At 37.5% G+C, this 20,343-nt stretch carries 18 protein-coding genes; 3 read left to right on the top strand and 15 right to left on the bottom strand.

From position 1 onward, the window contains the following. Nucleotides 1-2: 2 nt before the first annotated feature. The 9 genes from PYW32_RS02590 to PYW32_RS02550 all read right to left on the bottom strand — a co-directional run bounded on the left by PYW32_RS02590 (nt 3) and on the right by PYW32_RS02550 (nt 8,612). Entirely contained in the window at nt 3-452 is a 450-nt protein-coding gene (locus PYW32_RS02590) for a DUF3290 domain-containing protein (protein ID WP_016175888.1), read from the bottom strand. Between the two features lie 111 nt (nt 453-563). Further along, nucleotides 564-1,748, bottom strand: a complete 1,185-nt coding sequence (locus PYW32_RS02585; RefSeq protein ID WP_016175889.1) for a phosphoglycerate dehydrogenase — start codon at nt 1,746-1,748, stop codon at nt 564-566. Further along, nucleotides 1,749-2,834, bottom strand: coding sequence for a 3-phosphoserine/phosphohydroxythreonine transaminase (serC, locus tag PYW32_RS02580; RefSeq protein ID WP_016175890.1), 1,086 nt, complete (start codon nt 2,832-2,834; stop codon nt 1,749-1,751). A 402-nt stretch (nt 2,835-3,236) separates the two neighbouring features. After that, nucleotides 3,237-3,680 (bottom strand): PTS sugar transporter subunit IIA, encoded by a 444-nt coding sequence (locus tag PYW32_RS02575; protein WP_016175891.1) that lies wholly within the window; start codon nt 3,678-3,680, stop codon nt 3,237-3,239. A gap of 145 nt (nt 3,681-3,825) precedes the next feature. After that, complete coding sequence (locus PYW32_RS02570) at nt 3,826-4,857, bottom strand: Gfo/Idh/MocA family protein (RefSeq protein WP_016175892.1); 1,032 nt, start codon at nt 4,855-4,857, stop codon at nt 3,826-3,828. A gap of 14 nt (nt 4,858-4,871) precedes the next feature. Then, entirely contained in the window at nt 4,872-5,840 is a 969-nt protein-coding gene (locus PYW32_RS02565) for a sugar phosphate isomerase/epimerase family protein (protein WP_016175893.1), read from the bottom strand. 2 nt (nt 5,841-5,842) lie between these two features. Beyond that, complete coding sequence (locus tag PYW32_RS02560) at nt 5,843-6,556, bottom strand: ThuA domain-containing protein (protein WP_016175894.1); 714 nt, start codon at nt 6,554-6,556, stop codon at nt 5,843-5,845. Between the two features lie 18 nt (nt 6,557-6,574). Beyond that, nucleotides 6,575-7,648 carry a Gfo/Idh/MocA family protein gene (locus tag PYW32_RS02555; RefSeq protein WP_016175895.1) on the bottom strand — a complete coding sequence of 358 codons (1,074 nt, stop codon included), beginning with the start codon at nt 7,646-7,648 and terminating at the stop codon, nt 6,575-6,577. A 139-nt stretch (nt 7,649-7,787) separates the two neighbouring features. Continuing rightward, nucleotides 7,788-8,612 (bottom strand): AraC family transcriptional regulator, encoded by an 825-nt coding sequence (locus PYW32_RS02550; protein ID WP_016175896.1) that lies wholly within the window; start codon nt 8,610-8,612, stop codon nt 7,788-7,790. Between the two features lie 58 nt (nt 8,613-8,670). Here PYW32_RS02550 and PYW32_RS02545 point away from each other — a divergent pair, with 58 nt between their 5' ends. After that, nucleotides 8,671-10,872, top strand: coding sequence for an alpha-galactosidase (locus tag PYW32_RS02545; protein ID WP_016175897.1), 2,202 nt, complete (start codon nt 8,671-8,673; stop codon nt 10,870-10,872). A gap of 193 nt (nt 10,873-11,065) precedes the next feature. Here the strand turns inward: PYW32_RS02545 and PYW32_RS02540 are convergent, their stop codons facing one another. The 3 genes from PYW32_RS02540 to PYW32_RS02530 all read right to left on the bottom strand — a co-directional run bounded on the left by PYW32_RS02540 (nt 11,066) and on the right by PYW32_RS02530 (nt 15,070). Next, nucleotides 11,066-11,350, bottom strand: a complete 285-nt coding sequence (locus tag PYW32_RS02540; RefSeq protein WP_245558557.1) for a hypothetical protein — start codon at nt 11,348-11,350, stop codon at nt 11,066-11,068. Nucleotides 11,351-11,516: 166 nt separating this feature from the next. Beyond that, nucleotides 11,517-13,118, bottom strand: coding sequence for a glycoside hydrolase family 13 protein (locus PYW32_RS02535; RefSeq protein WP_016175899.1), 1,602 nt, complete (start codon nt 13,116-13,118; stop codon nt 11,517-11,519). Beyond that, entirely contained in the window at nt 13,118-15,070 is a 1,953-nt protein-coding gene (locus PYW32_RS02530; protein WP_016175900.1) for a sucrose-specific PTS transporter subunit IIBC, read from the bottom strand. The genes PYW32_RS02535 and PYW32_RS02530 overlap by 1 nt, the downstream gene beginning before the upstream one ends. 217 nt (nt 15,071-15,287) lie before the next feature. Here PYW32_RS02530 and PYW32_RS02525 point away from each other — a divergent pair, with 217 nt between their 5' ends. Both PYW32_RS02525 and PYW32_RS02520 read left to right on the top strand, forming a co-directional pair. Then, on the top strand, nt 15,288-16,775 hold the full coding sequence (locus tag PYW32_RS02525; RefSeq protein ID WP_016175901.1) for a sucrose-6-phosphate hydrolase: 1,488 nt from the start codon (nt 15,288-15,290) through the stop codon (nt 16,773-16,775). A gap of 12 nt (nt 16,776-16,787) precedes the next feature. Further along, on the top strand, nt 16,788-17,771 hold the full coding sequence (locus tag PYW32_RS02520) for a LacI family DNA-binding transcriptional regulator (RefSeq protein ID WP_016175902.1): 984 nt from the start codon (nt 16,788-16,790) through the stop codon (nt 17,769-17,771). A 56-nt stretch (nt 17,772-17,827) separates the two neighbouring features. Here the strand turns inward: PYW32_RS02520 and PYW32_RS02515 are convergent, their stop codons facing one another. Genes PYW32_RS02515 through PYW32_RS02505 form a run of 3 tightly spaced genes read right to left on the bottom strand, consistent with a single transcriptional unit; the run spans nt 17,828 to nt 20,299 of the window. Beyond that, nucleotides 17,828-18,469: a DUF624 domain-containing protein gene (locus PYW32_RS02515; protein ID WP_016175903.1), complete on the bottom strand. Its 642-nt coding sequence runs from the start codon at nt 18,467-18,469 to the stop codon at nt 17,828-17,830. 6 nt (nt 18,470-18,475) lie between these two features. Next, the gene (locus PYW32_RS02510) at nt 18,476-19,363 is read right to left on the bottom strand and encodes a carbohydrate ABC transporter permease (RefSeq protein ID WP_016175904.1); all 888 of its coding nucleotides are present in this window, start codon (nt 19,361-19,363) and stop codon (nt 18,476-18,478) included. A gap of 18 nt (nt 19,364-19,381) precedes the next feature. Beyond that, nucleotides 19,382-20,299, bottom strand: a complete 918-nt coding sequence (locus tag PYW32_RS02505; RefSeq protein ID WP_016175905.1) for an ABC transporter permease — start codon at nt 20,297-20,299, stop codon at nt 19,382-19,384. Nucleotides 20,300-20,343: the final 44 nt, after the last annotated feature.

The following is a 20,343-nucleotide window of genomic DNA, read 5'->3' as shown; positions in this document are numbered from 1 at the left end:
TCCTACTCTACGACATTGACATTTGTGTTCGCTAGATACGTTGGTTCTAAACGAAATGAATTACGGTCATTACTTAAATGCAACACATAATATTCATTATCGACTAAAAACAATGTTTCATCGCTTAACGTCAAATTATTCACATAGATTTTTTCAACGGGTACTTTCAACTGGTCGGCGACAGTGTGTAAAAAAACCGCCATCTGTGACGAGCTTTCGTCTTGTGCTTCTGCTTGTTGGTATTCGGCATATTGTGTGCCCAAAATAAATAATAAACTTAAAAATAAGATCAAACTTAAATCACGATACTTTGTTTGAATTCGCGAACGCAAATAACGAATAAAGACGAAAACAAAGAAAATTAAAATAGCAAAAATAATCACGTATTTTATGACATCATTAATACTCCCTCTGTTTTCTAAATAGCTGAGTCCATAAAAATTGATTGACATGTTTGTTCACCCCGCATTCATTTTCTTTAGTTTACTTTAATTGACCTTTTTTCGAAACAAAAAATCTCTGAATGAAAATTCATTCAGAGGTCTGTTAATTTGATTTCACTTTTAATACGATGTTTCGGTATTTTTAATGGTACGCACGCGAATCACATCAGAATTTTGTTCTAAAAGTGAGACAACATTCGCTAGTTTAGCTTCGTCGGTTTCATTGACATCCACCAATGTATAAGCATACTCCCCACGCCCACGGTTAATCATGTTATCGATGTTAATTTCTGCCGCCGCAATGGTTGAAGAAATTTGGCCTAACATGTTTGGCACATTACGGTTAATAATTGTAATACGATAAGGTGAATAAAAGGCCATCTCAACAGTTGGGAAGTTGACTGAACGTTTGATTGTTCCTGTTTCCAAGAATTTTTTCAATGTACGGGCTGCCATTTTCGCACAATTAATTTCTGCTTCTTCAGTTGATGCACCTAAATGTGGTAACACTAAGATTTTTTCATTATTTAATAAACGTTCATCTGCAAAATCAGTGGTAAAACCTGCAAGATAGCCATCATTAACAGCTTTTAAAACTGCTTCAGGATCAACAATTTCACCACGAGAAAAGTTAAATAATTTGGTTGTTGGTTTCATCATTGCTAATTCTTTATCACTAATTAAATTACGTGTTTGCTCAAGCAATGGTACGTGAACTGTGATAAAATCACATGTTGAAAAAATTTCATTAATTTCAGTTGCACGTTTCACACGACGTGAAATACTCCAAGCTGTATCAACTGAAACGTGTGGGTCATACCCAATTACTTCCATACCTAAACGATAGGCATCATTAGCAACCATCGCCCCAATTGAACCCAAACCAATAACTCCTAGTTTTTTACCTTCCAGTTCGTTACCGGCAAATTGTTTTTTATTTGCTTCTACTTGTTCTTCAATGTTTGAACCAGTTAAATCTTGAACCCAAATAGCGCCTTGAATAATTGGACGAACACTCAATAATAAGCTCGCAATCACTAATTCTTTGACAGCATTCGCATTGGCTCCTGGTGTGTTAAATACTACGATGCCTTTTTCAGTGCATTCTTCTACAGGAATGTTGTTCGTTCCTGCACCCGCGCGAGCAACACCTAGAACTGATTCTGGAAATTCGTAGTCATGTAATTTTTGACTACGTAAAATAATACCATCAGGAGTTTCACTTTGATTGACTTGATAATTGTCTTCATCGAAACGACTCATACCTTCTTGAGCAATTGCGTTGAATGTTTTAATTTGAAACATTTATTTCTCTCCATTCTCATCTTCAAATTTTTTCATAAAAGCAACGAGCTCTTCAACGCCTTCTTTTGGAAAGGCATTGTACAGACTAGCGCGCATTCCTCCAACTGAGCGATGACCTTTTAAGTTTTGGAACCCTTGTGCTAATGCTTCTTGATTGAATTTTTTATCTAATTCTTCGTCACCCGTTACAAAAGGAATATTTGTTAATGAACGATAGTTTTTGTCTACTGGGCTGATAAATAAGTTTGATGCATCAATCGCATCATATAATAATGCGGCTTTTTCTTGATCGCGTTTAACAATTTCTTGTAAGCCACCTAATTCTTGAATCCATTCGAAGACTAATTTTGCAATGTAAATCGCATAAGTTGGTGGTGTATTATATAATGAATCATTCGCTGCTTGTACCGCAAAATCTAACATTGGTGAAAAGATTGGTTCTTTGTTTAACAAATCTTCACGAATAATCACTACTGTTAATCCAGAGGGACCAATATTTTTTTGCGCACCAGCATAAATAAGGCCAAAATCTTCTACTTTATAATTATTAGCTAAAATATTTGAAGACATATCCGCCACAATCGGCACATCGCCCACATCGGGAATTGTTTGATACGAAATCCCACCAATCGTTTCATTGGTAGTAATGTGAACATATGCTGCCTCTTGATCCACCATATCTTTAGTGATTTCTGGCACATAAGTAAAGTTCTTATCTTCACTTGATGCAATTACTTCTACTTCTACACCATCAATCGCTTTTGCTGCACTAATAGCTTTTTTAGCCCAAGCACCAGTATTTACGTATAAGGCTTTTTTGCCAACAGCTAGATTTAATGGAATCATTGAAAATTGTAAGCTTGCGCCACCTTGCAAGAATAATACTTTATAATTATCAGGGATACCCATAATTTCTCTTAACAGTTTTTCTGCCTCTTTAATGATGTTATCAAACAAGGAGGAACGATGACTCATTTCCATCACGGACATTTCACTACCTTGGTAATTCACAAGTTCAGCTTGTGCTTTCTCTAATACAGGTTTTGGCAAGACGGCAGGGCCGGCAGAAAAGTTATAAACAGTCATTCTTTTTTTCTCTCCTTCTAACAATAAGATGTGATTTTCATTATATCAGATAGCAATTAAATTAAAAAGATTTAACCAAAATTATTTTCATTTTTTCTGAAAAAGTTCGTATTTTCAGAGAATATAAGAATATTTTTTTATGAAAAAACATAAAACAATCGTTTTTTCACATACTTATTCTTTCTGACTTGGATGTTCATTTTCAAAAATGGCGAAAAAATGAGAAAAAGAGAGATTTCTCTCTCTTTCATTTGAGCGATATGACGTTCGTAACTGACCTGTTTTATCTTATAGAAAATTGATAATTTGATAGAAAACAATTGCTAAATCTCTTGCGCACTTCTTCACTGCATGCTCGATTTATTGGCACGAATATAGCGGAAAGAACGTGATGAAAAACTTCTATAATTCTTCTTGAATAAGTGATGTAAACTGTCCTTCGTCTGAAGCATCCTGTAAACGTACGAGAAAGTCGTGGTCTTTCGCTTTCTCAATAATTCGTTGCAACTGATCTAAATGAGTGACTTTATCGCGAACTAACAGCACAAAAACAATTCGTGGGTGTAGCAAAGTACTTTTATTGGTACCCATTTGATAAAATTCTAAGGGTTGTTCATTCAAAATACCCACAATCACATCTTCTTTGGCATAAGTGCCATCACTATGCGGAATTGCTGCCGGTGGTTCACTAGGTAAACCTGTTGGAAAACGTTCTTCACGCTCACGTAACGCTGCTTCAAATTCAGCAGTTGCAAACCCTTTGTCGACTAAAAAGGCTGTGACCCCTTGAAACAATTCTTCTTTTGTTTGAAAATTCGTCTGATACATTATCTCTTTTTTCACCATATTTTTGCTCGCTACACGTTTACCTTACCGTAGCTTCCTCCTTTTTTAGTTTTAAAATGTAGACGCTAACATAAATGTAGCATATTTTACAACGCTTTGGAATATGTACACTAAAAAAAGAGGCTGATAACACAGCCCCTTTTCACTATTTTGCTAATTCAAACATGTGTTCAATTAATGCTAACACTTCGCGAACCTCACTGTTTTTAACAATTGGTTCTGCTTCTTCGCGAACGACCGAATAGAAGTTTGCATAAAACGGTTGGTACTCCGCTTTTGCTTCTGGGAAACTTAATTTTTCGGTTGCTTCTTCAGAAGGTGGTGCCATTGTTTTTGTCAAACCAACCCCTGCTTGAATCGGTTTTGGTGCAGAGGCATCTTCGTTATTTGTTGCACGAATTAATTCACCTGATAAATCCCAATCATCGATGCGCGCTGTACCTTCATACCCTTTCACGTACCAACGAGGCAAGGTTGTATAGTTACTTGTTCCAACTTCAATCAACGCTTTTACATCATTTTCAAAGGTAATATAGCTGATAAAGCCATCGTCAACTTGATCGCCTAATACATAGCTAAAATCAACGGATACTTTTTTGATTGGACTATTGACTAACCAAAGAATTTGGTCTAATAAATGAACACCCCAGTCCAATAACATTCCCCCACCATGTTCAGGTAAATGACGCCAGTCTCCTGGAATCCCATTAGCACCTTGCACGCGAGATTCTAATTGGAAAATTTCACCAATTTGTTTCTTTTGATATAAGTCACGAACAACTAAAAAATCAGGGTCCCAACGACGGTTTTGATGCACCATAAAGGTTTGTCCTGTTTCTTTGGCAACGGCTAAAATTTCGTCTAATTCTGCCACATTCATCGCTACCGGTTTTTCACAAATGACTTTTTTTCCTGCTTGTAGCCCACGAATCGCTAGTTCTTTATGACTATCATTAGGGGTTGCGATTAAAATTGCTTCCACGTTTTCATCTGCTAATACTTCTTCAAAACTGTCATAAGCAATTAGTCCTTTTTCAGAAGCTGCTTGACGGCGTTCTTCTAGGACATCGTAGACCCCAAGTAAATGAATTTTTTCTTGTTCGGTTGGCATTAACGTATGTGCATGATACGAGCCCATACCACCATAACCAATAATGACAAAGTTAATTGCTGACATCTTCTTTACTCCTTTTAAGCCCACCACATATCTGTTGGTTGGTCATTAATCATAATTGTTCGTAAATTAGTAATCGCACGGTTTAATCCTTCGTCAATTGACATAATTGGATCTTCATGCTCGATACTTAAAACATAGTCATATCCTTGAATACGTAATGCAGAAATAATATCTGACCATACTTTCAAGTCATGTCCACAACCAACTGAACGGAAGGTCCACGCACGTGTTTTTACATTGCCATATGGTTGCATATCTGTTAAACCATGCATATTGATATTGTCTTGGTCTAAATAAGTGTCTTTGGCGTGGAAATGATGAATCGCATTTTCCGCACCCAAAATTTTAACTGCTGCTACTGGATCAATTCCTTGCCACCACAAATGACTTGGGTCTAAGTTACAACCAATCGCTTTACCCGCAGCATCACGCAAACGTAACATAGTATACGGGGTATGTGCTAAGAAACCACCATGTAATTCGATACCGATTTTAACACCAGCAGCTTCTGCCACAGTATTGATGTCTTTCCAGTAAGGAATTAATTTTTGTTCCCATTGATATTCGTAGCTATCGTTGTATTCTGTTGGCCAAGGCAATACCGGCCAGTTGACTTGGGTATCTGTTGCGTTTCCGCCAGCTACACCAGAGAACCCATTCACTACAGGCACATTCATTAAATTCGCTAATTTAATAGTTTTACGTAGTAATTCGTCTGCTTCTTGTGCAACTTCTTTAATGGGTGAAATTGGGTTGTGATGGGCACTCAAGGCAGAAATTTCTAAACCTTTATCTGATAATTTGTGCAAATATTCTTTGCGTTCATCGCTACTTGCTAATAATTTATCAATATCTAAATGGGCGCTACCTGGAGAACCACCCGTACCGATTTCTACTGTTTGTAGTCCTTTTTCTGCTACTTTTTCAATCATTTCATCAAAAGTTAAGTTATTAAATAATGGGGTAAATACGCCTAATTTCATCTTTATTTCGCTCCTTCTCTTGCTTGGTAATGTCCATACGTCGGATAGTTATTTTCAGTTGGTGCGCACCAACGAATGCCGTTTTTAATGACACGTTGGACTTTTTCATTGTAATAACTTGGATACGTTTCGTGGCCAGGTTGGAAATAGAAAATCTTTCCATTGCCACGGCGATACGTACAACCACTTCGGAACACTTCTCCACCAGGGAACCAACTCACAAAAACCAATTCATCTGGTGCTGGAATATCAAAATGTTCGCCATACATTTCTTCTTGCTCGAGTTCGATAAATTCACCGACACCTTCGACAATGGGGTGACTTGGATTCACATTCCAAATGCGACAGTGCTGGTCATCCACTCGCCATTTTAGATCACAAGATGTACCCATCAATTTTTTAAAGATTTTCGAAAAATGACCCGAGTGCAAAACGATTAAACCCATTCCTTCTAAAACACGTTGATGTACACGATTGACAATTTCATCAGCTACTTCATCATGCGCCATATGTCCCCACCAAACAAGGACATCTGTTTCAGAAAGTACCTCTTCTGTTAAGCCATGTTCTGGTTCATCCAGCGTTGCTGTATGCACCGTAAATTCTTCTTTAATAAACGCTGCCAGTTGACCATGAATCCCCTCTGGATACATCTCACGTACTCGTTCATCTGTTTTTTCGTGGCGGAATTCATTCCACACCGTTACTTGCGTCATTGTCACTCCTCCTGTGGTCTATAAAAAGACGGGTTGTCCTGTTTCTGCAGATTTGTAAATTGCTTCTAAAATCTCAGTAACCACTAATGCTTCTTCTGGTTTCACTACGGGTTCTGTGTCATTAATCACAGCATCTACCCATGATTGTGCTTCTAAAGTTGCTGGATCTTCACCTGCACCATCGTAAAAATCAACGCCACCTGTTTCCAATTCAACTTTTTTGTCGAACAATAAGCCGTGCGCTTCGCCATTGATTGTTAAACCATCATTCATATCCGCGCCACCTTTTGTTCCAAATAATGTGGTTTTCGCTTCTTTAACATCTAAGCTATTTAATGCCCAGCTTGCTTCTAAATAAATGGTTGCGCCATTTTCCATTACGACAAAACCAAAAGCTGAATCTTCTACCGTGAATTTTTCAGGATCCCATGGTCCCCAAGCATTTGCGGCATTCTTCGTTTCTGCTAATTTGTGGTACGTATTGCCAACCACATATTTTGGTTTGTAATTGTCCATCATCCATAAGGTTAAATCTAAGGCGTGGGTACCGATGTCAATCAATGGTCCGCCACCTTGTGCTTCTTCATCTAAGAAAACGCCCCAAGTTGGTACTGCACGACGACGAATCGCATGCGCTTTTGCTGAATAGATTTCACCTAACTCGCCTTCTTCACAAACTGTGTGTAAATGTTGAGAATCTGTACGGAAACGGTTTTGGTAACCAATTGTTAATTTTTTACCTGTACGTTTGGAAGCAGCAATCATTTCACGAGCTTCTTCTGATGTTTTTGCCATTGGTTTTTCACACATTACATGGCTACCTGCTTCCATCGCAGCGATTGATAATTCCGCATGTGATGAATTTGGTGTTAACACATGAACGATATCTAACTCATTGTCAGCTAACAATTCTTTATAATCTGCATATACTTTGGCATCCGCTGTCCCATATTTTTCTTTTGCTTCTTTGGCACGAGCGATGATGATGTCACAAAATGCGACCATTTCTACTTCTGCTACATTTGCTAATGCAGGTAAATGTTTCCCTTTAGCGATTCCGCCACATCCGATAATTCCAACTTTTACTGTCATTTCTTTCCTCCTGAAAACGTTTTTAATTTGATGGATTCATTATAACTGAGAACGGTTCCATATTCTTCCCACATTTCATCCAAAAAATTCCCGAATTTTGCGCTAAAAAAATAACATCTTTCTTTGACTGAGAAAGATGTTATTTTCTAAGGATTTCTTTGCGATAAGAACTAGGTGTTTGTCCCATGACTTTTTTAAACACGCGCGAAAAATAATTATAATCCGCAAAGCCAACTGCTTCGGCAATTTCTTTGACTGTCATTTCTTCTTTCAAATAACGCAAGGACTGAATCATCCGGTAGTTATTTAAATAATTAATCGGTGTCTGTTGGTATTCTTTTTCAAACGCACGAATAATTTGGTATTTAGATAGGGCAAATATCGTTGCTAAATCGTCTAATGACAGATTCTTTTTATAATGAACCTCTAAATAATCTTTGATTTTTTCAACAGGCGACAATTCCGTGTGTAAGACCTCTTTCATTGTTAGAAACAAATCGTAGGCACAACGTGAATTTTCATATAGATTGGATTCTTCGCTTCGTAATTCATGGAGTTGCTGGACCATCTTTTCGACCTGTTCTTTAGGAAATGTCCCAATTTGAAGAGGCAAAGACAACCATTGGAAAAACTCTTTGGAGAATTCAATGTACACAAAACTCCATTCTTCGGCACCGCGATAATAGGTAAACTGATTGGGCAATTCTGCCAAAAAAAAGGTCTGTTCATTTAATTCGTATATTTTATTTTTCGTTGCTAAATAACCGGTCCCACTTAATGTATATTGAAACACCACAAATGAATCTTGGCGTTTTTGGGCATCCCAATAATATTCTTTTGGTGAATAATCCAAACCAAACCCTTTTATATACGGTAAGCGCTCCGTTGTTAAGAAGCGAAACTGATGGGAGAAAAATTGGCGCAATTTTGTGCTATCTTCCTCAATAATTTCGTCTTGTGTCATCTTTGCCCCTCCTCTATGCTTATAGTATAACGAATTTCAATCAAAAAGGAGCGTCTTTATGCCTATACAATTTGATGAAAAAACGCATTGTTTTCATCTAAATAATCCACAAATGAGTTATGTTATCGGAATTGAAAAAGAACGTTACGTGACTCATCGCTACTGGGGAAATACACTTCCTTCTTACGTTGGCAGTAATCACTTACAATTTATCGATCGTGGGTTTGCAACCAATCCCTTTCCAGAAGAACGCACATTTTCTCTGAATACATTGCCTTTAGAAACCAGCACACAAGGCAATGGCGATCATCGCATTGCCAACTATCAAATTCGCGCACAAGCAGGTCATACCATTACGGACTTTCACTATGATTCGTATCGAATTTTTGCAGGAAAAGAAGCCATTCCCGGCTTGCCGAGTGTCCGCGCCACAACAGATGTGACTACACTAGAAATTCTTTTAAAAGATTCGGTTCAACAGCTTGAAATGCGTTTAATTTATACCTTATTTGAAAAGTATCCGATTCTCACACGTCGCGCAGTCTATACAAATGTCGGTGAAGCAACAGTTGTCTTAGAAAATGCTGGGTCAATGTCTCTGGACTTAGCGGAAAGTGCCTTTGATTTATTGACGCTGGATGGTTCGCATACCAATGAAGCCAATCTCACGCGCCAAACTATCCGTCCGGGTATTCAACGGTTGGAAAGCACCAGAGGAACCAGTAGTCCACAACATCAACCATTTTTAGCCTTAGTTGATAGATATACTTCGGAATTTCAAGGGAATGTTTTTGCGTTTCATTTGGTGTACAGTGGCAATTTCATCGCACAAGTTGAACTAGAACAATACGGAACCACTCGTGTGCAATTAGGGATTCATCCGGATCATTTTGAATGGCATTTAGCACCAATGGAACAGTTTGATACCCCAGAAGTCGTGTTAAATTATTCCAATCAAGGATTGAATGGGATGTCACAAAATTTTCATCAATTGTATCAACAACATCTGGTCCCGACTGCTTGGAAAAACAAAGAACGTCCCATTCTCTTAAACACATGGGAAGCCAATTATTTTGAATTATCAGAAACAGCCTTAATCAAACAAGCCGAAAAAGCCGCAAGCGTGGGCATTGAATTATTTGTCTTGGATGATGGTTGGTTTGGCGAACGTCACTCAGATGATTCGTCTTTAGGCGATTGGGTTGTCAATCAAGAGAAGCTCCCCAACGGCATTCATGGATTAGCCCAAGAAGTCCATCGTTTAGGTATGGACTTTGGGTTGTGGTTTGAACCGGAGATGATTTCAAAACAAAGTCAATTATTCCAAGACCATCCAGAATGGGCGTTACAAGTTCCTGATTATCCCTTAACAGAAGGTCGTCAACAATTGGTGCTTGATCTTAGTCGAACAGACGTCCAAGAGTATTTAATTGCTACATTAACAGATTACTTAAAAACGGGTGAGATTGATTATATTAAATGGGACATGAATCGGCATTTAACCGAAGTAGGAAGTCACTTTTTTGCAGCACATCAACAAAAAGAAATCGGGCATCGTTATGTCCTTGGATTATATCGTATCTTGGATGTCATTACACAACAATTTCCCAATTGTTTGTTTGAAAATTGTTCCAGTGGCGGTGGACGTTTTGATCCCGGTATGATGTATTATATGCCACAAACTTGGACGAGTGATAACTCGGATGCGCTTTGTCGCAGTGTCATTCAATATGGTTACAGTTACCTCTATCCTCCAATTATGATGGGGGCGCATGTATCAACGACACCTAATCATCAAGTCGGAAGAAACACACCACTTGAAACACGGGGATGGTTAGCAATGAGTGGTAATTTTGGTTACGAATTGGATTTACAAACATTATCTGATGAAGAATTAGCCATCGTCCAACAACAAATTGTTTTTTATCAAGCACATCGCCAGTTATTCCAATTTGGACGCTTTTATCGCTTACAAGCACCGGATACCCATTTTGCGAGTAGTTGGTTATTTACAAACGAAGAAGAAGCCATTGCCATTTATTTTAACGGCTTGTCCAGACCAGCATTACCAACCAAATATCTAAAAATGCATTATCTTGAAGCAGCAGCGATTTACGAAGAAGTTGCCACCAAACAACGCTATAGCGGAGCAGAATTAAATCAAGCGGGTGTTTTAATTCCTCGTGTCAAAGAAGATTTCCATACACATGTGTTTCATTGGAAAAAAATAAGTGACCCTAGGACATCAGTCTCTTCCTAAATAAAATAACCGAACGATAACGAAATTGCCCATACAGTTCAGAAAAATCCGTGAAAATGAGCAGTTTTCATGTTCTGTCGTTCGGTTATTTTTTGTTTATGTCACGGTTTCACTTAAAACTTAGCAAAAATAAGATATTCCTCAAAAATCAACGGATTCTTCTCTGATAATTTAAGTTGTAGATGGTCTTCCTTCACAAAAACGAACCCTTGATGCTGTTCCAGTTCACATACACCATTACCAATGACCTGATACTCGCTTTCATTAACTGCTTTTGTCCAAATGTTTTCACCGTAATATATTCCTCATCTGCGAATAAGTAGTACCCTTCTGGTCGTTGTGTATTCCATGAATCATCTCCGTGTTTGGCTCTATAAATAGTATCATGCAAAATAGTGGCATTTAATCTCTGATTGGATTGCTGTTTTTCAAAAAGAAGTCCCCCGATTCCACCGATAAGTACTAGATTCACGACCATGCTTAATAAGAATTTTTTATTCAATCGCTTTCCTATCCTTTACTATCACGTATTTTTTTTTACTATAACATGTTTCGAAGCGACTCAATTATTTTTGTCTTAAACGTCGTAAATATTAGCCTGAACGTCAAAAAACGACTGGAACAAATGCTCCAGTCGTTTTTGTTTAGATTTCTACTGCAAATGCTTCGTACGGTTGTAAAGTTGTTGTAATTGGTGTGTTGTAATTATGAATCAACGTTTCTTTAAACTCCGTGTGTGCCAATTGATACGTTTGGACTTCTTCTGAAAAGTTTACGACAACAAACAATCGTTCTTCACCTAATGTCCGTGTGTATGCTAGCACATTTGGATTTTCCGTTGCGACTATTTCATAACTACCATCAATAATTACTTGTTTTTCTTTACGTAAAGCAATTAGTTTTTGATACGTATAAAAAATTGACGCTGGATTATCCAAGGCTTTTTCAACGTTGATACTCGCTTTATTTGGATGTGCAGGTAACCAAGGTGTTCCTTGTGTAAAACCAGCGTGTTCAGTGTCATTCCATTGCATTGGATGACGTGCATTGTCACGCCCTTTTGCATTGATTGACGTGATCATCGCTTCTTTACTGTACCCTTGTTCTAAACGTTCCGCATACATTCGACGACTTTCAATATCGTCTACTTCTGAAATATCCGCTACTGGGAAATTCGTCATACCAAGTTCTTCCCCTTGGTAAATATACGGCGTACCTTTCATAAAGTGCAAGTAAATTGCGAGCATTTTCCCACTCACTTCACGGAATTCTTCTGAATCATTGCCCCAACGTGAGACAATTCGCGGTAAGTCGTGGTTGTTCCAAAATAAAGAATTCCATCCTTTACCATCTAATTCAATTTGCCATTTTGAGAAAACGTCATGCAAATCTTGTGGATCTAGTTTTTTCAAATCCCACTTACGTTTTCCAGCTTGTTTGTCCAAATTAATGTGTTCAAATTGGAAAACCATCGACAATTCGTTCCGTTCTGGTTTTGAGTATAATTCCGCAATTTCAGGTGTTGCGCCCCATGTTTCGCCTACTGTTACGACATCATAAGCACCAAACGTTTTTTCGTTCATTTCTTGAAGTAATTCATGCAATTTAGGACCATTTTTCGTGATTAAGTTGTCAGGTTCTTTCCCAATTAAGTCAATCACATCTAAACGGAAACCACCAATGCCTTTTTCTAGCCAGAAATTCATCATATCCCAAATCGCTTGGCGCATTTCTGGATTTTCCCAGTTTAAATCTGGTTGTTTAATGGAATGCAGATGCAAGTAATATTCACCTAATGCAGGAACATACTCCCACGCTGAACCACTAAAGTTTGATTCTAATTCATTCGGTGTATCACGCCAGACAAAGAAATCATGATAAGGATTATCTTTTCCTTGTAACGCTTGCTGGAACCATGGATGTTCATCCGACGTGTGGTTTACCACTAAATCCATAATAATTTTGATATTGCGTTGGTTTGCTTCGGCAATCAAGCGGTCCATGTCATCCATGGACCCATACTCTTCACCGATTGCTTCATAATCACTAATGTCATAACCGTTATCATCATTTGGTGAACGATAAACTGGGCTTAGCCAAATAGCATCAATTCCTAACGTTGCTAAATAGTCTAGTCGTTCAATGATGCCTGGTAAATCACCGATTCCATCATTATTGCTATCTTGAAAACTACGCGGATAGATTTGATAAATCACCGCTGATTTCCACCAGCTTTGGTTTGTCATTATTTAATCTCAAAAATCTCTTCGCCTGCAGCTACTCCTGTTTTTCCTAAAGGAGCAACGTCAGAATAATTCGCTGTATTTGTTACAATCACCATAACAGTATCATCGTATCCTGCTTTTTTGATTGCTGCACGATCAAACGTACCTAACAGATCACCTTTTTTCACTTGGTCGCCACTTTGTTTCGCTGTCGTGAAATGTTCACCCGCTAAGTTCACTGTGTCGATCCCAATGTGAATTAAAATTTCAGCACCTTTATCTGATTCAATACCGTATGCATGTTTTGTATCATAAACAACAGTCAACGTGCCATCAACGGGGGCAAAAACTTCGTCACTTTCAGGGACTACCGCAATTCCTTTACCCATCATTTCGCTTGAAAAAACTGGATCATTCACTGTTGATAAAGCAACTGCTTGTCCTTTAACTGGAGAACTTACTTTTTCAACCGCTACAGTTGAAGTACTTGCTACTGTTGACGCTGGCGCTTCTGGTGTCACAGTTGTTGTTGTAGCAGTCGCTACTGCTACTTCTGGTTCAGACATTTTCTTTTTACCATAAACAAATGTTAACGCAAATGCGACCACAAAACTAATCACTGCACAGATTAAGAAACTTGGGATTGATTTTGCAGCAATTGAAATGAATCCGATAATTCCTGCAGGTCCCATTGAAACAGCTAAAACATGTAGTAAACCAATAAATACACTTGCGATACCTGAAGCAATCATCGCACAAACAAATGGATATTTTAATTTTAAGTTTACCCCAAAGATTGCTGGTTCAGTAATCCCTAACATTGCTGAAATCCCTGCAGAAGAAGCTAAACTCTTTTGTTTTTCATTTTTAGTAATAAAGAATACCGCAAATGTTGCTGCACCTTGAGCAATATTTGCCATCGCTGCGATTGGGAAGATGAATGATCCACCTGTTCTTGCAACATCCGCTAATAAAGTTGTCTCAATTGCTGGGAAACTTTGGTGCAAACCAGTGATAACAATTGAAGAATAAAATGTACCAAACAAACCTAAACCAACTGCACCAGTTGTTGTATATAACCAAACTAAAGAATCTGTTAAACCATCAGAAACCGTACGCATCACTGGACCAACAATCGTAAACGTTAAAAATCCGGTAATAATTATTGCTAACATCGGTGTAAAGGTAAAGTCAAATACTTTTGGAATGCGTTTATGGAAGAAGTTTTCCAAGTTTGCCAAAATGTAAGACACCGCGATAACTGGTAAAACTGAACCTTGGTAACCAGCTTGTGCTACTTGTAAACCAAAAATATTCCAATAAGGCATAGTACCTTCTGCAATCGCATTTGCTACACCATAACCGTTTACAAGATTTGGCATAACCATTGCCATCGCCATTGCTGCCCCTAGATAACCGTTTCCACCAAAACGTTGTGTTGCAGAATACCCTACCAAGACTGGTAAGAATGCAAATGGTGCCGACGCTAATAAATTAATAATACTTGCAAAATCGTTGAATGCCGGAAACATTTCTACAACTGATTGGGGACCAAATAATCCTTGCGACGTTAACACGTTGTTAATCGCCATTAACAAACCACCAGCAACTAATGCCGGAATCAGTGGTACAAAGATATCAGATAATGCTTTAACCATTGCCATCACAGGATTTGGTTTTTTACCACTGGCAGCGATTTCTTTTAAATCGTCAGTTGATGCTTCTTTGACACCAGTAGCTTGAACAATTTCTGCATAGACTTTGTTTACATCACCAGGTCCGATAATGATTTGATATTGACCGTTTGTTTCAAACGTTCCTTTCACATCATCATTATTATCCAGTGCGCTTTGATTGATTTTGCTTGTATCTCTCAAAACTAAACGTAGCCGGGTGGCACAATGAGCTGCTGCAATCAGATTGTCTTCTCCGACTGCATCGATAACTTCTAACGCGACTTTTTTGTGATCCATTTTATTTCCTCCTCGAATGTAATCGCTTTTTCTGACTTTTATTATAACCCATTTACCAAAATTGTCAAACGTTTATCAAATTTATTTTTATTATTTTTAGAAAACGCAATCTTCATTGTTTTATCAACCTTTATTAAACTGTTATACGTTTGACATAAAGATGAAAATACGCTATCTTTAATGCAAAGAATACACTTACAAAAGGAGCACATTTATAATGAACGAATGGACAACTGAAATGCGTTACCGCCCCTATGAAAAATGGAATCAAACGTATGAACAACAACTAATTGACGCTAAGAAAAATTCACCGTGGCACATGAATTATCATATTCAACCAAACTCAGGTTTATTAAACGATCCCAATGGTTTTTCTTATTTTAATGGACGCTGGCATCTTTTTTACCAACTTTATCCATATGGTCCAGTTCACGGTTTAAAATCTTGGTATCACCTTTCTTCAACAAATTTAGTTGATTGGCAAGACGAAGGCTACGGTTTACTTCCTAACAATTCCTACGATAGTCATGGTGTTTATTCAGGAACAGCCTTACCTGTAGGCGATCAACTCTTGTTAGCCTACACAGGAAATGTCCGTGGAGAAAATTGGTCACGCGCTTCTTATCAACTAGGGGCGTGGATGGATCAAAACAATCACGTCACAAAAATCGAAAAACCGCTAATTCCAACACCACCGAAAGGATATACGATGCATTTTCGTGATCCCCAAGTCATCCCTTACGGCGAAGGTTATTTATTAGTGATTGGTGCACAAAATGACCAAGAAGAAGGAAAAGTATTGGTTTACCAAAGCGCAAATGTTACGGATTGGACATTATTAGGAGAATTAGATTTCACAAACGACTCAATGGGCTTCATGGTTGAATGTCCAAACCTCCTCTTTATCGATGAACGTCCCGTGTTAATCTTCTGTCCACAAGGAATGGAAAAAACGGTTGCTCCATATGAAAATATTTATCCAAATATGGTGATTATTGGCGATTCTTTTGACGTTGAGAATGTTAAAATTGTTAATCCACAGCCCTTACAAAACTTAGATGATGGTTTTGACGTTTATGCCACACAAGCATTCAATGCACCAGATGGTCGCGTATTAAGTGTTGGTTGGGCTGGTTTGCCAGAATTGGCTTATCCAACAGATACAGAAGGTTGGGCACATTGTTTAACTTTAGTCCGTGAATTGCGTATTCAAGACAATCGCTTATACCAACAACCTGTTGCAGAACACCAAGCGTTGCGTCAGACACAAACATCCGTGCAAGGAACACTGGCAGCGCGTCAAGCAGTTGTAACAAATACAACCAATTGTTATGAGCTTGAAGTGAATTTACCCGCTGATAGTCAAGGGACACTCTCTTTCTTTGCAGATGAACAAAATAACCATAAGTTAGCGCTTCATTTTGACACAAAAAATGGTAAGATAATCTTAGACCGTTCTCAAGTGAGCTTACCGTTAAATGAAGTATTTGGTAACACACGGACAATCACACTTACCCAAAACCAAGCAGTAAAACTGCAAGTGTTTGCCGACAAATCAATTTGTGAGATTTTCGTCAATGATGGTGAATACGCATTAACTTCACGTGTCTTCCCACAAGCAGGCGAAACGCACCTCTTCATTGAAGGAAATCAAGGAGAATATACTGGGAATTACTGGGAATTACGGTCATCATCACAAAACTAAGGAGTATAGACGATGGCAATTAAACTCACAGATGTTGCAAAAAAAGCAGGCGTTTCACCAACGACTGTTTCACGCGTGATTAATAACTATGGTTCATTAAGTCAAAAAACCATTGATAAAGTCCACGCAGCAATGAAAGAATTGAATTATCAGCCAAATTCATTAGCTCGTTCGCTACAAGGAAAAAATACGCAATTAATCGGCTTGATTTTTCCAACAGTAGCCAACCCATTTTTCGGTGAATTGGTTGAAAAACTAGAAACAAAATTTTTCAAACGAGGCTATAAATCAATTTTATGTGACAGTGCCAATAATAAAGAAAAAGAGCAAGCTTATTTGAATATGCTTGCTGCCAATAAAGTCGATGGCATTATTGCTGGCGCACACAATTTAGGGATCAAAGAATATGAACAAGTCAATTTACCAATTGTGTCATTCGACCGTGCGTTAGCAGACAGCATACCTATTATCGGCGGCGATAATTATCAAGGTGGCTACATGGCAACCGAATATTTATTTTCCCAAGGTGCAAAAAAAATTGGGATTATTACCGGAAGTAACGCCTCGGGTTCTCCAACCAACGACCGTTTACATGGGTACATTGATTTTTTAAAAACGCAAAAACTAACAGAACATGTCTATCGTTTTGAATCATTTGAACATTCCTTAGCGTTGAAAACCATGCGTATTAAACGAATTTTAGAAGAAGAAGACATCGATGGGTTATTTTGTACCGATGATTTAACCGCCATCCTTGTCTACAATCTTTGCCAAGACATGCAACGTAAAATTCCAGAAGATTTAAAATTAGTCGGCTATGATGGAACGCGTTTTGTACAAAATTATTTTCCAAAATTAACTACGATTGTCCAACCCATCGATGAGCTAGCTGAATTACTGGTGGAATTATTGATTCAACGCATTACTTATCCCGATAAACAATGGGAACCTGCATATAAATTACCGGTAAAAGTTTTACAAGGACAAACAACGTAAAAAGAACGAATTATCTAAGCTGTATGGAATACAACTCTTAGATAATTCGTTCTTTTTTATTTATCTTTTTCTCCTCCTCTTTCCACCACTTTCTCAAAGAAACTTAAAAGCAAATAGCTTCGGAAAAAGTGAACCAGACTAATGCCTAAAAAACAACTCATATACAAACCAAAAACAAAAGTATATGGAGATAATGTCATCACTCCCAATGGCAAGCCCCCAGCAATCATTAAAAGCATACTACGTACTGGATAACGTATAGGCAATTTCAATAAATTTCGTATAGTAGATTTGAACGAGTCATCAAAACGTGCAATATAGAAAAACGCATATTGAAATAGATTCAGTACAAGCAACGTAACAATCCCCAAACCGATTGTTACCCAACTTCCCCATTGCTGAAATTGAATCAAGTAATTCCAATTAATAATTAGGATACTACTACTAAGCAATAATATCCCCCATAATAAAGTACTTTGCTTGAAATTCTTTTTAAACGATGTGACAAAGGTCGCTAGAATCTGAGTTTCACCTTTAGTAATCATGTGTGTTGTGACAGTAAAGCCTGCTGTTTGAGCAGCTCCAATGGTAATTAGCGGTAAACTTGCCATTAAAATCAAGAAGTTGAGCAATAATAACTGCCAAATTTTTAACATTACTCGATAAACTAGCCCATCTATACGAAATAAATTTTCCATTATTTTCTACTCCTTCACTGCACCCACAACAATTCCTTGTACAAAATATTTTTGTAAAAATGGATAAATGATTAACAACGGAACAATAGCAACGACAATTTTAGCAGCATTTAAGTTTTGTTCAGAAACAGCTAATAAGCTTTGTAATTGTTCTGAACTCATTCCAGACGCATTTTGAATAGTTTCAGCAATATTGACTGTTAGTGATTGGATATACGTCATCAATGGATAATTCTGCGGTTTTGTCATGTAAATCAATCCACTCATAAAATCATTCCAACTACCAACTATACTAAATAGCGAAACAGTTGCTAAAGAAGGTAAAGAGATGGGAATATAAATTCTAGTTAAAATTTGCCACGGATTGGCTCCGTCTAACCATGCTGATTCTTCAAGTGATTTTGGAACTCCACGGAAAAAATTCATCACTAGAATAATACTGCCTATTGGTACGGCTCCAGGCAAAATCAATGACCAAATACTATTGATTAATCCTAAATTTCGTATAACCAAATAGGTTGGAATCATCCCTCCATTAAATAACATTGCAAAAATAATTAATCCCATAAAAAATCTTCGCGAACGAAAGACCTTCTTGGATTTGGATAACGGATAGGACATCGTTACAATAATAACCAAATTAAGAATTAAAGAAGCAAATACTCGAAAGACCGAAATTCCAAACGAGCGCCAAAACTGACCATCATTCATAATTCTCTCATATGCTGCTAAAGTTAACTCAACAGGCCATAACCCTACTCGATTTCCTGCTACTGCTGTTGAACTACTTAATGAAATAGATAGTACATTGACCATTGGAATCAGACAAGATAACGTTAACAGTATGACTATAAAATAAATAATTAATTGGCGAACACCAAATTTTTCTTTCATTTTCCGTCTCTCCTTTAGTTAGAACATCACTCTATTGGTTGATTTTTCCGCTATTTTATTAGATACATAAATCAAAATTAATCCCACTACCGAACGAACGAGACCTACTGCTGTACCTAAACTGTAATCTCGACCAATCAAACCAATCCGATAAACATACGTATCTAGCACATCTCCGCTTGCATAAACTGGTGGGGAATATAAATTATATACTTGGTCAAATCCGGCACTTAAAATTCCCGGTAATGCCAAAATAGTCATAAGAATAATAAATGGCATCATTCCTGGTAAAGTGACATGCCGGACTTTTTGCCACCAACTCGCACCATCCATTGTGGCAGCTTCATACAAACCTGGATCAATTGAAGTAATAGCTGCGAGGAAGATGATAGAATTATAACCGAAACCTTTCCAAACATCTGTCCAGATTAACAAATGTGGAAACACTTTATTACTCCCTAAAAAATTAATCGAAGTTAGACCGATAGATTCTAAAATTTGATTGACCACACCATCTAGATTAAATAGATTAACAACTACAGAACCCAAAATAACCCATGAAAGAAAATACGGTAAATAAACAATCGTTTGCATTGATTTTTTCATCCACTTCACTCGTATCTCATTTAACAATATCGCAAAAATAATAGGAATCACTGTATTTAAAATGATTTTACCTACTGCAATAAAAATAGTATTATAAGTAACTTTCCAAATATCAGGTAAATGAAATAAATAGTTAAAATTATCTAAGCCAACAAATTGAGAATTGAAAATGCCTTTTGCTGGTACAAAATCTTGAAAAGCCATCCATAAACCAAACATTGGACCATAATTGAAAATCAATAAAAAAATTATTCCTGGAATAATCATTGCTAAATAAAAAAATTGATCTTTCGATACCCATGAATTACGCTTATTTTTCGATAATTTCATGTACGTTCCTCCTTAAACAGAAATGGAGCTTCTGTTCTTTCTCA

Origin of the sequence: Enterococcus saccharolyticus subsp. saccharolyticus, assembly GCF_029023825.1 — a bacterium.
GTDB lineage: Bacteria > Bacillota > Bacilli > Lactobacillales > Enterococcaceae > Enterococcus_F > Enterococcus_F saccharolyticus.
This window is presented reverse-complemented; position numbering and strand designations above follow the sequence as displayed.

Excerpts from the sequence above, each read along its gene's own strand:
- PYW32_RS02590 (WP_016175888.1), bottom strand. The coding sequence starts at position 452 with ATGTCAATCAATTTTTATGGACTCAGCTATTTAGAAAACAGAGGGAGT.
- PYW32_RS02585 (WP_016175889.1), bottom strand. The coding sequence starts at position 1,748 with ATGTTTCAAATTAAAACATTCAACGCAATTGCTCAAGAAGGTATGAGT.
- serC (WP_016175890.1), bottom strand. The coding sequence starts at position 2,834 with ATGACTGTTTATAACTTTTCTGCCGGCCCTGCCGTCTTGCCAAAACCT.
- PYW32_RS02575 (WP_016175891.1), bottom strand. The coding sequence starts at position 3,680 with ATGGTGAAAAAAGAGATAATGTATCAGACGAATTTTCAAACAAAAGAA.
- PYW32_RS02570 (WP_016175892.1), bottom strand. The coding sequence starts at position 4,857 with ATGTCAGCAATTAACTTTGTCATTATTGGTTATGGTGGTATGGGCTCG.
- PYW32_RS02565 (WP_016175893.1), bottom strand. The coding sequence starts at position 5,840 with ATGAAATTAGGCGTATTTACCCCATTATTTAATAACTTAACTTTTGAT.
- PYW32_RS02560 (WP_016175894.1), bottom strand. The coding sequence starts at position 6,556 with ATGACGCAAGTAACGGTGTGGAATGAATTCCGCCACGAAAAAACAGAT.
- PYW32_RS02555 (WP_016175895.1), bottom strand. The coding sequence starts at position 7,648 with ATGACAGTAAAAGTTGGAATTATCGGATGTGGCGGAATCGCTAAAGGG.
- PYW32_RS02550 (WP_016175896.1), bottom strand. The coding sequence starts at position 8,612 with ATGACACAAGACGAAATTATTGAGGAAGATAGCACAAAATTGCGCCAA.
- PYW32_RS02545 (WP_016175897.1), top strand. The coding sequence starts at position 8,671 with ATGCCTATACAATTTGATGAAAAAACGCATTGTTTTCATCTAAATAAT.
- PYW32_RS02540 (WP_245558557.1), bottom strand. The coding sequence starts at position 11,350 with ATGGTCGTGAATCTAGTACTTATCGGTGGAATCGGGGGACTTCTTTTT.
- PYW32_RS02535 (WP_016175899.1), bottom strand. The coding sequence starts at position 13,118 with ATGACAAACCAAAGCTGGTGGAAATCAGCGGTGATTTATCAAATCTAT.
- PYW32_RS02530 (WP_016175900.1), bottom strand. The coding sequence starts at position 15,070 with ATGGATCACAAAAAAGTCGCGTTAGAAGTTATCGATGCAGTCGGAGAA.
- PYW32_RS02525 (WP_016175901.1), top strand. The coding sequence starts at position 15,288 with ATGAACGAATGGACAACTGAAATGCGTTACCGCCCCTATGAAAAATGG.
- PYW32_RS02520 (WP_016175902.1), top strand. The coding sequence starts at position 16,788 with ATGGCAATTAAACTCACAGATGTTGCAAAAAAAGCAGGCGTTTCACCA.
- PYW32_RS02515 (WP_016175903.1), bottom strand. The coding sequence starts at position 18,469 with ATGGAAAATTTATTTCGTATAGATGGGCTAGTTTATCGAGTAATGTTA.
- PYW32_RS02510 (WP_016175904.1), bottom strand. The coding sequence starts at position 19,363 with ATGAAAGAAAAATTTGGTGTTCGCCAATTAATTATTTATTTTATAGTC.
- PYW32_RS02505 (WP_016175905.1), bottom strand. The coding sequence starts at position 20,299 with ATGAAATTATCGAAAAATAAGCGTAATTCATGGGTATCGAAAGATCAA.